Annotated in this window: 14 protein-coding genes; all 14 read left to right on the top strand. The window is 70.7% G+C overall.

What is annotated here, in order from left to right; all coding sequences use genetic code 11:
• Window positions 1-405 precede the first annotated feature (405 nt).
• Window positions 406-867 (top strand): IPT/TIG domain-containing protein, encoded by a 462-nt coding sequence (locus A6F73_RS38075; protein WP_063353039.1) that lies wholly within the window; start codon window positions 406-408, stop codon window positions 865-867.
• A gap of 93 nt (window positions 868-960) precedes the next feature.
• Window positions 961-1,410: a hypothetical protein gene (locus A6F73_RS38070; protein ID WP_063353038.1), complete on the top strand. Its 450-nt coding sequence runs from the start codon at window positions 961-963 to the stop codon at window positions 1,408-1,410.
• A gap of 6 nt (window positions 1,411-1,416) precedes the next feature.
• Window positions 1,417-2,283 (top strand): hypothetical protein, encoded by an 867-nt coding sequence (locus A6F73_RS38065; RefSeq protein WP_063353037.1) that lies wholly within the window; start codon window positions 1,417-1,419, stop codon window positions 2,281-2,283.
• Complete coding sequence (locus tag A6F73_RS38060) at window positions 2,280-2,603, top strand: hypothetical protein (RefSeq protein ID WP_244293881.1); 324 nt, start codon at window positions 2,280-2,282, stop codon at window positions 2,601-2,603. Before A6F73_RS38065 ends, A6F73_RS38060 begins: the two co-directional genes overlap by 4 nt.
• Window positions 2,603-3,136 (top strand): hypothetical protein, encoded by a 534-nt coding sequence (locus tag A6F73_RS38055; protein WP_063353035.1) that lies wholly within the window; start codon window positions 2,603-2,605, stop codon window positions 3,134-3,136. Before A6F73_RS38060 ends, A6F73_RS38055 begins: the two co-directional genes overlap by 1 nt.
• Before the next feature lie 42 nt (window positions 3,137-3,178).
• Window positions 3,179-3,406, top strand: a complete 228-nt coding sequence (locus tag A6F73_RS38050) for a hypothetical protein (RefSeq protein WP_063353034.1) — start codon at window positions 3,179-3,181, stop codon at window positions 3,404-3,406.
• Entirely contained in the window at window positions 3,406-3,843 is a 438-nt protein-coding gene (locus A6F73_RS38045; protein WP_063353033.1) for a hypothetical protein, read from the top strand. The genes A6F73_RS38050 and A6F73_RS38045 overlap by 1 nt, the downstream gene beginning before the upstream one ends.
• A gap of 74 nt (window positions 3,844-3,917) precedes the next feature.
• Window positions 3,918-4,508, top strand: a complete 591-nt coding sequence (locus A6F73_RS38040) for a hypothetical protein (protein ID WP_063353032.1) — start codon at window positions 3,918-3,920, stop codon at window positions 4,506-4,508.
• A 76-nt stretch (window positions 4,509-4,584) separates the two neighbouring features.
• A complete protein-coding gene (locus tag A6F73_RS38035; protein ID WP_063353031.1) occupies window positions 4,585-5,118 on the top strand; it encodes a hypothetical protein in 534 nt (177 codons plus the stop codon).
• A 264-nt stretch (window positions 5,119-5,382) separates the two neighbouring features.
• A complete protein-coding gene (locus tag A6F73_RS38030) occupies window positions 5,383-9,567 on the top strand; it encodes a hypothetical protein (RefSeq protein ID WP_063353030.1) in 4,185 nt (1,394 codons plus the stop codon).
• Window positions 9,551-10,528, top strand: coding sequence for a hypothetical protein (locus A6F73_RS38025; protein ID WP_063353029.1), 978 nt, complete (start codon window positions 9,551-9,553; stop codon window positions 10,526-10,528). The genes A6F73_RS38030 and A6F73_RS38025 overlap by 17 nt, the downstream gene beginning before the upstream one ends.
• 22 nt (window positions 10,529-10,550) lie before the next feature.
• Window positions 10,551-11,519 carry a hypothetical protein gene (locus A6F73_RS38020; protein ID WP_063353028.1) on the top strand — a complete coding sequence of 323 codons (969 nt, stop codon included), beginning with the start codon at window positions 10,551-10,553 and terminating at the stop codon, window positions 11,517-11,519.
• Between the two features lie 115 nt (window positions 11,520-11,634).
• Entirely contained in the window at window positions 11,635-12,729 is a 1,095-nt protein-coding gene (locus A6F73_RS38015) for a hypothetical protein (protein ID WP_244293880.1), read from the top strand.
• Window positions 12,730-12,760: 31 nt separating this feature from the next.
• A partial coding sequence (locus A6F73_RS38010) for a hypothetical protein (protein WP_159398757.1) occupies window positions 12,761-13,022 on the top strand: 262 nt, incomplete at its 3' end.

Genomic DNA, 13,022 nt, shown 5'->3' with positions numbered 1-13,022 from the left:
CCCTCTTGGGCGGCGCGCATTCAGTGGCCCGTATCTACAGCAACCACGGAGCAGCCACTCAGGACCGTTGTTGGTAGGCAGGCGCTCAGCCAGTTCCTCCACCACTCACTGGAGCAACTACCGGGACCGAGGGCAAGGGAGCACCGCCCGGAAGCTGGCGGACATCGCCGCCAAGGCGGTGTCCGCCAGCTGAGGACGGAGCGGACTGCGGCAGCGTAAGGGGTCTGGGGACCCGAGGTCCCCAGCGGGGGTCCGGGGGCTGGCCCCCGGGAGGGGAACTGGCGATCCCTCAGTGACCACCGCTCAAGACGCGCGGACGAGTAGGTGGTCGAGAGCAGAAGACGGAAGGCACCACCGGGAGCGAGCATCACGCCCGCATAGCCAACTCCCAGCAGGAAGTGAGAGATGGGCCTCTACACCGTGGGCGGCGCCCGCATCACGAAGGCCGGGTTCCCGGCCACCCCAGTCCAGGACCGGATGATGACCGTCACCGAGCGGATCTACGCGACCCGCCGCTACGCCGAGGGCGACCGCAAGCCCGAGGGCGCGATCCGCACAATCGCCTTCCAACCCGGCGCGCAGATCCGGGAGTCGGACATCGCGAAGCTGTTCCCGCCCCCGACCATCACGTCGGTCCTGCCGTCCGGAGGCCCGGCCGCTGGCGGGACCGTGGTGACGATCACGGGCACGAACCTGGACGGCACCAGCGCCGTCACCTTCGGCGGTACGGCGGGCACCGGGCTGACGATCGTCTCCGACACCGTGGTGAAAGTGACCGTCCCGGCGAAGGCGGCAGGCGCGGTCGACATCGTGCTGACCGACGACGCGGGCACCGTGACGAAGACGAGCGGCTTCACCTACTCCTGACCCGTTCCGGTGGTGGCCGGCTCGGCGCGACACAAGCCGTCCCGGCCGCCACCCTGCTGAGGCTCGAACAGCTTCGTGGTGAAGGAACAGCTGATGACAACCACCCCGCGCAGCCGCAAGGCCGCTGCCGCCGCCGAACCAGTCGATCCAGACAGCACGATGGCGGAGGCGAGCACGCTCGTCCCGGCCGCCGCCCCGCTGGAGCCACCGGCCGGGCCCGAACCGGACCCCGTGCCGGAGACCAGGGTTCCCGAGCGAGTGCCGGTCGCGGAGGCGCTCCCGGAGGCTATCGATGGGCTGATCGTCGACTCGCAGACCCGCCGCCCGCCCACAGACCTGGACACCCTGTTCGAGAGGATCACCCCGCACGGCAGCGCCTTGGTCAGCACCATCCGCCTGGTCGAGAACCGAACCGATGAGTATGGCCGCACCCGCACCACGCTGCTGGCTGCACAGGGGGCCCACCTGTCCGAGTCCGTCGTCGAGCTGCTGCTGCAGCGCCTGCGGGACCAGGCCAGCGTCCGCCACGCGGTCGGCAGGTAGACCGCGGTGTCGACGCTCGACTGGCAGGCCACGTACGGCGGCGCCACGTTCGACCCGGCCGCCGCCGGCGGGACCGTCACCTCGCTCACCCTGCACCCCAACCCCGAGCGCACCGGCCAGCCCGCTGCCGTCGCGGCCGCGGTCGCGCTGAAACCCGGCACGTTCCGCTTCACGATCCCGGACACCCTGGCTGCCGGCCGCTACTGGGGAACCGTCACCTTCACCCCGGCCGCCGGAGCGCCCGCCAACACGGACCAGACGATCCGCGTCGACCTGCCCACCGGCACCGGCCTGGTCACCTCGCCCGAAGCAGTCGCCGACCACGCCGGTATCCCGCTGCCGCTCACCGAGGCGCAACGCGACGGCCTGCGAACAGCGATCGAAGACGCGCAGGCCGACGTGGAGGCGTACCTCGCCCGCTCGCTGGTGCCGCGCCTGGCCACGCTGAACGGCGTCCGCCCGGCGCCCGGGACGGACCTGGGGGCGTGGCAGGCGTGGGCGCACTGCGCGCCGGACGACGACTTCGCCGTGGATAGCTGGACGGTGCTGCCGGACGGTACGTACGACGTGCGGCTTCGCGTCGGCCTGGACGGCGCGGCCGAGCGGCCGATCCGGCGCTTCGTCACCGCGCACGCCGCCGAGACGATCCGCAACACCCCGACCACGGGCGGCGGGGCCAGCGGGCGCCGGGTGTCGTCGTTGTCGGCAGAGGGGCAGTCGATCAGCTACGAGGCCGCGCCGAGCGCCGGCCAACCCGGGGCGCTGCCGGTGCTGGTCACGCTGGACGGCTACCGGCAGCCGCCGGTGTACGTGCGGCCCCGACCGGCCGCTGCCCCGTGGCCGTACGGGGGGACAACGTCGCTGTGGCGGTGATCCTGCCGAATCGGCGCTTCACCGCGTACGTCGCCGAGCACCCCTGGGAACGCGACGCGCACGGCCTGCCCGTGCCGCCGAGGCCCGGCACGACCGCGGCCTCGGGGCCGGCGTTGCCCGGCGCCGCCGTGGTTCAGGCGGACGGGTCGTGGTCGCTGCGCGCCGACCCACGGCACTGGCCGCTTCGCCCCGGTGACCGGCTCGTCGACGGAGCCGAGTCCTGGACGATCACGACGGCCCGGCTGTGCGCCGTCGCGGTGGACGGCGCGGCCGACTACATCGCGATCACCGCAGCCCTCGACCCGCCGCTGGTGCCCTGATGGCGCGCTTCGAGGCGGTGCCGGGGCTGGAGGAGTTGGTGGCTGCCATGGTGGCGCCCGAGGTCGGCCGAATCGCCGACCAGGTCGCCGACCGAGCCAGGCGTCTGGCCCCGCCCACGAAGCAGTGGGTGACCGTCGCCGACGACCGGGTCCGCCATACCCACGTGCAGACCGAGGGGCAGAGCGTCCCGAACAACCTGCGCTTCAAGGTGCCGTCGATGGACTGGGACCGCAAGCACCGCGGCGTCGGCGAGTACACCTACATGAAGGCGCCGCGCGACGAGAGCAGCCGAGCCGTCGCGAACCTCAAGAACTGCCGCTGCACAACTACCCTTGACCCCAAGGGAGTTGCCCATGGGATTAATACTGGTCAGCCCGTGACGGCCGGCAACCGGGTCACGGTCACCGTGGTCTGCGAGGGGGACCTCGTCGTCCAAGCCGAGTTCGGCGACGTCTACCCGGGCGGCCTGGTCGCCACGGGCACCCACTTCATGGCCAGAGCCGTCAACGAGACCTCCCTCAAGTACCGGTAGAGCGCGCGACGCAAGGGCCCGGGTCCTGCACAGTGCACCGCCATGGCAACCAACACCAGCAGCAAGAACGCCCCGCCGGCCGCGAGCGGAGAGCCGGACCAGCAGACCGTTGTCGGCCCGCCCCTGGGCACCGGCCAGGACCCAGAGAAGGTCCGGCTTTCCCACCACCTGTTCATCTCCGGCCAGGACTACCTGCCCGGCGCCGACGTGTGGGTGGCCCCGGACTACGCCCGCCAGCTGCGCGCCAACGGCTACGTCGCACGCCGCTGATGACCGAGCCGGCGCTCCTTCAGAAGGTGGCGGCCGTCGACCCCGTCGCCGCCGCACTGGCCCACCTGCGCCGGCACCCAGCCGTGCTGGAGGCGGTCGGAGGCCCCGGCCACGTCTCCGGCCTGGTCGAGGCGCCGTGGCCACGGCTGAGGGTCACCTCGGGCCCGGGCGGTGACCTGCGCGGGCTGCGCTGGGAGACCGTCGGCGAGGTCACGATCGAAGTGATCTCCGACCCGGCCGGCTGGCCCGGCTCCGCCGAACTACGCCGCCTCACCCTGCTGGCGGCCGGCGCGCTGCTCGGCCTGCCCGACGCCGAGCCGCCGCCGGCCGGGCCGGTGGTCAGCCACGTCGCCACCAGCAGCCCGCTGGCCTTCACCGAGCTCACCTCGGGAGCGATCCGCTACAGCATCTCCCTGCAAGTCGTCATGCACCCATGAGCCAGGGCGCGACACAAGCCCTGTTCGGGCCGCACCTTTTCTCCTCGTCGCAGTCCCTGCCCCCGAGGAGCCCCATGAGCGTGAAGTCCAACGCGGCCGAGACCGTCGTTCCCGGCCGGCTCTACCTCTATCTGGCGCCGGTCGGGACCGTCGCGCCCACTGACGCAACCGTCGCGCTCGCGGCCGGCTGGCGGTCGGTCGGCCACACCACCGAGGACTCCCTGAAGTTCAAGGAGGAGCCCAATTTTGAGTCGATGAAGTCTGCCCAGTCCGACTTTGCGGTTCGCCAGTTCCAGACCGCCGACGCGGTCACCGTGGAGATGGACCTGCTCCAGTGGTCCGCTGCGAACTTCAAGGCCGTCTACGGCGGCGGCAAGATCGCGGAGATCATGCCCAGCGGCGGACTCGACAAGGACGCCCGGCACTACAAGTTCGTCCCGCCACGTATCGGCGAGCGCATCGAAATCGCCGCGCTGCTCGAAGTCCTCGACGGCGGCAAGCACTACCGGTTCGTCTTCCCGCGGGCGATGCAGCTCGAAGGCGTCGCCAACGACCTCCAGAAGGGTTCCGGCTCGAAGCTGCCGCTGCGCCTGGGGCTCCTGGGCGGCGACGACACCGATGCCTGGTACATGCTCACCGACGACCCCGCGTTCAAGGAGTCCTGACGGCAGCGGTCGCCACAAGCCTCGCGGCTGTGCGACCGTCCCCGCCGACCACCCATCCGACCTGGAGGACCTTCCCTTGAGCGACTTTGTGATTGACCTCGACGCGCCGAAGCGGGAGGTCACCCACCCCAACGGCATCCCGGTCCTGCTCGGTGGGGAGACCTTCACCTTTCCGGCCGAGCTGCCGTTGGACGCGCTCGACCCGCTGCTCGCGAACAACCTTGACCTCATGGGCATCGCCGCGCAGGTCATCGCCGATGAGAAGAACCAGAACATCGCCGGCGGCATCGTTGACCTGCTGCTGACCCGCCCGCACCTGCCCCGTACCTTCCTCGCCGCGCTGCGCGACGTGTATCTGCTACTGCTCGGCGTCGAACAGTTCGAGCGCTTCACCGCACAGCGGCCCAGCATCGCCGACTACATCCGTCTGACGAAGGCCCTGGTCAAGGCGTACGGCGTGAGCCTGGGAAAGCTCTCCGGGTCGCCGACCTCGCCCGCGGCAGGTGGGACGACCTCGAGTACGACCTCGCCTACCACCACCGGCGAGACGCCCGCGACCTCTGGCGCCGCCCCGGCGACCCCGCCTTCCTCGGAGTCCGCCGCCTCGTAGTCCTCCTCGACGGGCTGCCCGAGCAGGCCCGCACCCGCCGCGCCCCAGGTGAGCGCGCCTGGTGGGGCTTCCAGGAGGAACTCCTCGCCCAGCTCGTCGAGCTGACCTCGGTCTACGCCGCCGACCGGCGGCTCACCGAACCCCTGGCCGTCCCCCGGCCGAACACCGTCCGCACCGCGGACACCGCACCACCACCGCCGTCGTCCGGCACGTCAGGTCTGCGCCAGTTGCTTGACGCGGCCTCGCACCGAGGAAGGGTCCAGCATGGCTGAGGGCCAGGTCTCCGGGCGCCTCGTCGTGCAGGTCGAGGCCACGGCAGCCGGCTTCGCCCGCAGCCTGCGCACCAAGGTCGAGGAGGCCAGCGAGGGCATCAAGGCCCGCATCGGCATCGACGTCGACGGCGAGGGCCTGCGCGAGCGGCTCAAGGCCGTCGTCGAGGAGGCGTCCGCCGGGCTGCGCGCCAAGGTCAAACTCGCCGTCGACCGCGAGCACCTGCGCGGCGACATGGAACGCGCCGTCGACGGCGCCGCCGCGGGCGTCCGCGCGAAGGTCAGCCCGGACGGCGAGCACTTCCGCCGCGAGCTGACCCGCGTCGTCTCCGAGGCGACCGGCGAGCAGGGCGCCCGGATGCGGCTGCGCCCCGACATCGACCCCCGAGGGCTGGTCGACGCGGTGCGGCGCCGGGTCCGCGAGGCGGACGGCGACGTCGCCCAGGGCGGCGGGATCAAGATCCCGTTCCAGCTGCCTGGCCGCGCCCTGTTCATGGGCGCGATTCTCACCCTCGTGCAGCCAGCGGTCGGCGCGCTGGCCCAGCTCGGAGCCGGCCTGACCGCCATGGTCGGCTCGGCGTGGCCAGCGGTGAACACCCTCGCCGCGATCCCCGGCGTCCTGGCCGCGCTCGGCGTCGGCCTGCTCAGCACCAAGGCCCTGTTCGGCGGCGTTGGCACCGCCGCGCAGGCGTACGGGCAGAAACTCGCGGCGGTGCGCGACGGCACCACCATGAGCGCCGCCGAGTTCCAGAAGATGACAGCGGCAATCAACGCCGTCCCGCCGCCCGTACAGGAGACCGTCCAGGCGCTCCTCGGGTTCCAGGGCGTCTGGAAGAGCATCAAGCAGGACGCGCAGAAACGCTTCTTCTTCGACCTCGCGCGTGACATCACCCCGCTCGGCGCGAGCGTCCTGCCGCTCGTCCGTACCCAGCTGAACGGCGTTGCCGACGCCGGCCATCGCTTCGTAGCTGACGCGGCCCGGTGGATGCAGACCCCCGTTTTCCGGGCCGACGGTGCCGAGATCGTCCGTTCCAACACCAAGGTGCTGGGCCTGATGGGCATCAGCATGAAGAACCTCGGACACACCACCGAGGACCTGGTGGTGGCCGGAGCCCCGTTCGTCGAGCGCCTCGCTGAGGCGACACGACGCGGTACCCAGTGGGCCCGCACCTCCGTCGCTGCTGCCCGCGAGAACGGCTCTCTCAACCGGGCCATGAACGAGGGCGCCGACGTAGCGGCCTCGCTTGGCCGCTCCTTGCGCAGCCTCGGCAAGGGCCTCGGCGGCACGTTCGCCGCCGGCCGGGACTCGGGCAACTCCCTACTCGCGGGGATGGAGCGCACCCTCGACCGGTTCGACAAGTGGTCGCACTCCGACACCGGCAAGAACCGGATGAAGGACTACTTCGACCAGGCACTGCCCGGCGCCCGGGAAATGATCGGCCTGGTCGGTGACGTCGGGCGCGGACTCGCCCGCCTTGGCGCGGACAGTGGCATCGCCTCGCTGGTCTCCCAGGTCCGCACCCAGTTCGTCCCCGCCATCGGTGCCCTCTTCAACGGCCTCGGCCTACTTGGACCCCACGTCATCGGTGTGCTGTCCAACATCGCCGAGATCATCGGCCGGCTCGCCGGCGGCGCGGCCGCCTTCGGCCCGATCCTGGCCGTCTTCTCCGGCCTGGCCAACGTCGTCGCCGTGCTGCTGCGCACCGTGCCGGGCCTGTCAACCGCCCTCGGTGGTCTGTTGGCTGTCCTGTTCGCCATCAAGGCCGTCCAGGGCATCAACGGCATGTTCAACGCGGCGAACGCCAACGCCACCGGCCTGACCCGCACCACCACCGGTCTCATCGGCACGTTCCGCGGCCTGAACGAGCAGATGGCTCTGCAGCAGTGGCACGCCGAACGCGCAGGCGTCTCCCTCGGACGCGTCGGCCTGGCCGTCTCCGCGCTGCAGTCCAACGTGCCGCGCCTGGCCGCCACGGTTCCCACCGTCGATGCGATGAACCGTGCTTTCCTCGACACGCGCTCGTCCGCTGGTGAGGCAGCGGGGCGTATCACCGGGGTGGGCAGTGCGGTCTCCGTCGGTCTCAAGGGCGCCTGGTCCGGCCTCGTGTCGTTCATGGGCGGGCCGATGGGCATGGCCGTCGCAGGCCTCGGCATCGGCCTGGGCCTGCTGGCCAGCTGGCACCAGAAGGCCGCCCAGGCTGCCGCCGACCAGCGCCGTGCCCAGCAGCAACTGTCCACCGCGCTGAAGGACACCAACGGCGCCGTCACCACCGATGTGCGCACCACCGCGGCCAAGCTCCTACAGGACCAGAAGGTCCTCGGCGGGCAGGAGAAGCTGCTCGACGTTATGGCCAAGGTCAAGATCGGCCTGCCGGAGATGACGACCGCCTACCTCGGGCTCAATGGCGGCCTCAAGGCCCTGTCCAAGACCATGGACGAGCAGGCCGAAGCCGCCCTCAAGGCGTACCGGGGCAAGCCGACCGACGACCTCAAGAACAAGGCCCGCGACGCCGAGAACGCCGCGAAGGCCCTGCACGAGCTCCTCAAGGTCCAGGAGAGCGAGGCCCAGAAGACCAAGGACGTCGCCAACGCCGCCGGCGGACTCGAACGCTCCGGCCTGGTGTACGAGAAGCTCAAGGGGCTGGTCGGCCAGTTCAGCAACGCCACCGTGGACGCGACCGCCCGCACCGACGCGCTCAAGTCCGCCCTTGACCTCCTCGCCGGCGGCACCCTCTCGTTCAAGGACGCGCAGGCCCGCGCGGACGGCGCGGTGCTCTCCGCTCTCCAGGCGTCCAAGAACGCCACCGACGAGCGCAACACCGCCCTCAAGGAGGGCACCTCGTACCTCAAGGGCTGGGGCTCGGCGCTGGTGGAGACGGACGGCTCGCTCAAGACGAGCGTCGAGAACGGCCACCAGCTCTACCAGTCGATGACGTCGATCCGCGACGCCACGCTCGACTCCACCCGCGCCGCCTACGACCTGGCGATCAGCCAGAAGAAGACCGTCCCCGAGGCCCTCCAGGCCGCCAAGGCGGAGATGGCCCGCCTGTACGAGTCCGCCGTCAAGACCGCGATGGGCTACGGCCTCACGCGGGAGCAGGCGGAGAAGGCCGCCGCCGCGATGGGCCTGGTGCCCGACCGGGTCACCACCCTGCTCGCCGCCAGCGGCGTCGACTCCGTCCTCGCCCAGCTCGCCGGCGTCCAGGCCGAGTACGCCAAGGTGCCCGGCAGCAAGCAGATCACCGTCCAGGCGATGACCGACGAGGCGAAGACGCTGCTCCAGGGGCTGGGCTACACCGTCATCACCCTGCCGGACGGGCAGGTCCAGATCACCACCACGTCGGCGACGGCGAACGCCGAACTCAACTCGATCATGAAGACTCTCGCCGGGTTCCCGGCCGGGAAGAAGATCGACGTGGACGTGCCCACCCTCAAGGCGATGGGTGAACTGCAGTCCATCCAGGACAAGTTGAGCGCAACCCCGGGGCAGAAGAGCATCACCGTCGAGGCCCCGTCCGATCGGGCCATCTCCGAACTCCAGAACATCGGGTTCAAGGTCGAGCGGCTGCCGGACCACCAGGTTCGCATCACCGCGCCGAGCACCGAGGTCTCGCAGAGCGTGTCCGCCATCCAGAGCATCATCAACACGCTGCGCGGGCGCACCGTCAACGTCGACGTCCAGTACAACTACCCCTCCGGCCCTCCCCGCAGTAACCAGGCGGACGGAGGCATCCTCACCGGATTCGCCAACGGCGGCATTCGCGGCCGCGTCCAGGCGTTCGCCCGCGGCACCGAGAAGCACATCGCGCAGATCGCCCGCCCCGGCGAGTGGCGCGTGTGGGCCGAGCCGGAGACCGGCGGCGAGGCGTACATCCCGCTCAGCCCCGCCAAGCGTGCCCGCTCCGAGCAGATCCTCGCCCGCGTCGCCGACATGTTCGGCGGCCACGTCGTCTACAACGCGGCCGGCTCGCTGCGCCAGCCCAGCCTCACCGCTGCTGACCTGTATCGCAGCGCCCAGTACACGATGCGCGCCACCCCCACCGCGCAGGCCTCCGCACTGGTCGGCGGGGATCTGATCATCACCCGCTCCGAACGCGAAACCAGCGGCGACGCCCTCCAAGGCGCCATGTTCCAGCTCCGCCGAGCCCGACTGGGAGGCGTCCATGGCGTTCTTGCGTGAGGGCGAGTGGAACCTGACCTACGACGGCGACGGCCTGCGCCCGGGCGCCGACCTGCTCTTCGGCACCCTCAATACCGGCATTTACCTGCTGAACGAACCCAGCCTCGACCACGCTGACGGAGTCCTCGGCGACGCGCCACTGCCCCAGGAAGACGGTCTGCGCTTCGGCCAGGACACCACATCCTCCACCACCGTGAGCTTCGAACTGGCCGTCGACACCGTCAACGCCGCACGCACTACGGTCGGACGCCACACCGCCAACCTCGGCGCCGTCGACACCCTCCTCGCGGCCTGGGACGCGGCCACCATCCGCCGCCGCATGGGCGCGGTCGCCGTGCTGCGGACCATGCAGGGTGGACGAATCCGCCGCGCTTACGGCCGGCCGCGCAGCATCGCACCGGCCAACACCCGCTTCACCCGACAGGGCAGCACCAGTCTCGTCGCCACGTTCCTCATCGCCGACGGACGGTGGTACGACGACGCCGAGGAGTCGACCACCCCCACCGCCGCCCCGGCGCCGATTCGCGGTCTCACGTCGCCGCTGACCGCCGCCCTGTCGCAGCGCGTGCCGGCGCCCCCGCAGCCCCCCGGGGCGATGCCCGTGGCCGGCACCGTGCCGACCTGGCCCGTCACCACCGTTTACGGCCCCGGCCGCAACCCCAAGCTCACCTTCTTCGGACCCGACCGCACCCAGCAGGGCGACCTTCGCCAGCGGATGACGATCGGCCTCGACCTGGCCCTGGCCGACGGTGAGTGGGTCACCATCGACCCCCGCCCCTGGGCCCGCACCGTCCTGCGCGACGACACCGCCAGCGTCGCCGGCGCCCTGACCCGCAGCAGCCCCCGCATGCAGGACATGCTCCTGGCCCCCGGCCTCCAGCACGTCCGCTACTCCGTCGTCGACGACACCGGCACCTCCCGCGCCACCGTCGCCTGGCGTCCCGCCCACCGCTTCTACTAGCCCACCCGGAGAAGGAGAACAAGTGCCCTGGGACAGCGTGCCGTGGTTCATCGAAGGATCCGCCGAACACTCCGCGCAGATCGCCCGCCTGCTCGCCTACAACTCCGTCGGCGGCGCCGAAGGTGTCATCGGCCCCACCGACCTGTGTGTTCGCGCACTCTCCTCCCCCGGCCAGCAGGTCGAAGTCCTCACCGGCGCATGCTCCATCCTCAACCGCGCTGCCGGAGCCCAGTACGAGGCCTACGCGGGCCGCATGATCTCCACCGACCGTATCCCCATCACCCCCACCGGCCCGACCGGGCGCTCCGACCTCATCATCGCCCGGGTCGAGAACCCCTATCTGATGGGCGAGACCTGGCCACAGCCGAGCACCCCGGCGACCGGCCCGTACATCGCCACCCGGGTGATCTCCGGAGTGCCGGCCAACACCACCACGGCACGCCAGGCCCGTCCGGGCGACTCCGCGATCGCTCTCGCCCGCATCGACCTGCCACCGAACACCACCAGCGTCCTTCCAGCCCACATCAAGGACCTGCGCCGCGTCACCCGCCCCCGCACCGAGGAGCGGGTCTACACCGTCATCGGCTGCGCCTACTCCTACATCGAACCGACCGACGGCAACCCGAAGAACTGGCCGGAGCAGGCCGCCTGGAGCATCGACATCCCGGAGTGGGCGGTCACCGCGATCATCACCACCAACCTGAGCGGCCTGCGCCTGTCAGGCGACAACGTCTACGCCCAGATGCATCACGTCCTCGCTGGAATCGCTGGCTCGAACAGCGAACTCGACGACGACGGTGGCACCGGCTTCCGCCGGGCCGACAAGCTCCTCGTCGACAGGTTCGCCATCCCCGCCGCCCTTCGCGGCACCACCAAGCCCCTGAACATCCAGACCACCGCGATCGACCCCGGCCGCATCGACGTCAACAGCTCCACCCAACTCATCTGCCGCGTGCAGTTCCAGGAAGCCGCCGCCCAGGACGGGGCGTAGCGCTGTGGGCTGGCGCTTCATCGCCCTCCGAGTCCTGACCGGGCAGATCCTCGATTGGGACGTGCCGTTCACGCTGACCTCCGCTCCCGTGCGCCAATTGTCCGGCCCGGGTGGCATGACCGGGCACATCGAACCCGAGTACGCCCGCCTCATCGCCGCCGACGGCCAGCCCGTCCTTCAGGAGTGGGACACAGCAGTGTTCGCCGAAGTCGACGGGCAGATCCGCGGCGGCGGCCTGGTCGTCAGGACCCGGCCCGAGAACGGCCAGTGGGTCGTCGAGTGCGCCGGCTACACCTCCTACCCCCACGGCCTGCCCTTCGAAGGCCTGCTCCAGTCCGGCATGCTCATCACCCCACCCGACCCCAACGCCGGCCTCGACAAGAACCACGACGGCTACATCGACTTCACTGACCCGCCGCGCTCGGTCCAGGTCCCACCGCCGCCGCCTCCCTACGGCGGCCCCCGTATCGACGCCTACGACGCCGTCCGCCAGATCTGGGACCACCTGCAGTCCTACGACAATGCCCGCCTCGATCTGGTACTCGACCAGCACAAGGCTGACATCCTCCTCGGCGCCGAAGACGGCTCAGACCCCTACGAACTCGCCTGGTGGGACACCCCGGACTGCGGCAACGCCATCGACACCATCGCCCTCCAGCACGAGTTCGACTACCTCGAAGAACACTCCTGGTCCACCACCACCGGAAACGACCGCACCATCGTTCACCGGCTGCGTCTGGGCACCCCCCGACTCGGCCGAAAACGCACCGACCTGCGCTTCGCTGATGGCGAGAACATCAGCGCCACCGCTACGCCCCGCGCGATGGGGGAGGATTTCGCCAACGAGGTCCTGGTCCTCGGCCGCGGCGAAGGCGCCACGATGCCCCGTCTCCAGCTCGCCCGCCCCGACGGCCGGCTACGCCGCGTCCACGTCGTCGCAGACAAGGCGGCCACCAGCGAAGCCGCCCTGCGCGCACGCGGCAACCGCGAACTGCAGTCCAGGACACAAGCCCTCTACATCCCCATGTTGGAGATCCGAGATCACCCCAACGCGCCCCTGGGCTCCTGGTCACCCGGCGACGACATCCTCGTCCAGGCCCATGTCCCGTGGGTGGGAGACATCCAGGTCTGGCACCGCATCATCTCCGACGAGCTACGCCCCGACGGCACGGCGGTGTTGACCCTCAAGCGCTCGGACGCGATGGGTTGATCACCAGCTTCGGTCAGAAGGGGACGCACACGTGACCAACGCACTCGATCAGGCCGTCCAGCAGCGTGAACTCGCCGCCCTCCTCAAGAGCCTGGACCAGCGGCTCACCAACATGGAGCGCGCCTCCCAGCTCCCGTACAGTGCCGCCCGCGGACAGTTCCACGTCGTCGACGACTCCGGTGCGGTGATCAGCACCGTCGGCCGTCAGGCGGACGGCACGGTCGGCGTCACCGTGGCCACCTCACCACCGCCTCCCACCCCGCTCGCCCCGATCATCGAACCTGCCAAGGCGG

Source organism: Streptomyces sp. MJM8645 (assembly GCF_001625365.1).
Classification (GTDB): domain Bacteria; phylum Actinomycetota; class Actinomycetes; order Streptomycetales; family Streptomycetaceae; genus Kitasatospora.
The sequence above is the reverse complement of the archived record's forward strand: the minus strand, read 5'-3'. Positions and strand labels throughout refer to the sequence as shown.

Excerpts from the sequence above, each read along its gene's own strand:
- A6F73_RS38075 (WP_063353039.1), top strand. The coding sequence starts at position 406 with ATGGGCCTCTACACCGTGGGCGGCGCCCGCATCACGAAGGCCGGGTTC.
- A6F73_RS38070 (WP_063353038.1), top strand. The coding sequence starts at position 961 with ATGACAACCACCCCGCGCAGCCGCAAGGCCGCTGCCGCCGCCGAACCA.
- A6F73_RS38055 (WP_063353035.1), top strand. The coding sequence starts at position 2,603 with ATGGCGCGCTTCGAGGCGGTGCCGGGGCTGGAGGAGTTGGTGGCTGCC.
- A6F73_RS38050 (WP_063353034.1), top strand. The coding sequence starts at position 3,179 with ATGGCAACCAACACCAGCAGCAAGAACGCCCCGCCGGCCGCGAGCGGA.
- A6F73_RS38045 (WP_063353033.1), top strand. The coding sequence starts at position 3,406 with ATGACCGAGCCGGCGCTCCTTCAGAAGGTGGCGGCCGTCGACCCCGTC.
- A6F73_RS38040 (WP_063353032.1), top strand. The coding sequence starts at position 3,918 with ATGAGCGTGAAGTCCAACGCGGCCGAGACCGTCGTTCCCGGCCGGCTC.
- A6F73_RS38030 (WP_063353030.1), top strand. The coding sequence starts at position 5,383 with ATGGCTGAGGGCCAGGTCTCCGGGCGCCTCGTCGTGCAGGTCGAGGCC.
- A6F73_RS38025 (WP_063353029.1), top strand. The coding sequence starts at position 9,551 with ATGGCGTTCTTGCGTGAGGGCGAGTGGAACCTGACCTACGACGGCGAC.
- A6F73_RS38015 (WP_244293880.1), top strand. The coding sequence starts at position 11,635 with ATGACCGGGCACATCGAACCCGAGTACGCCCGCCTCATCGCCGCCGAC.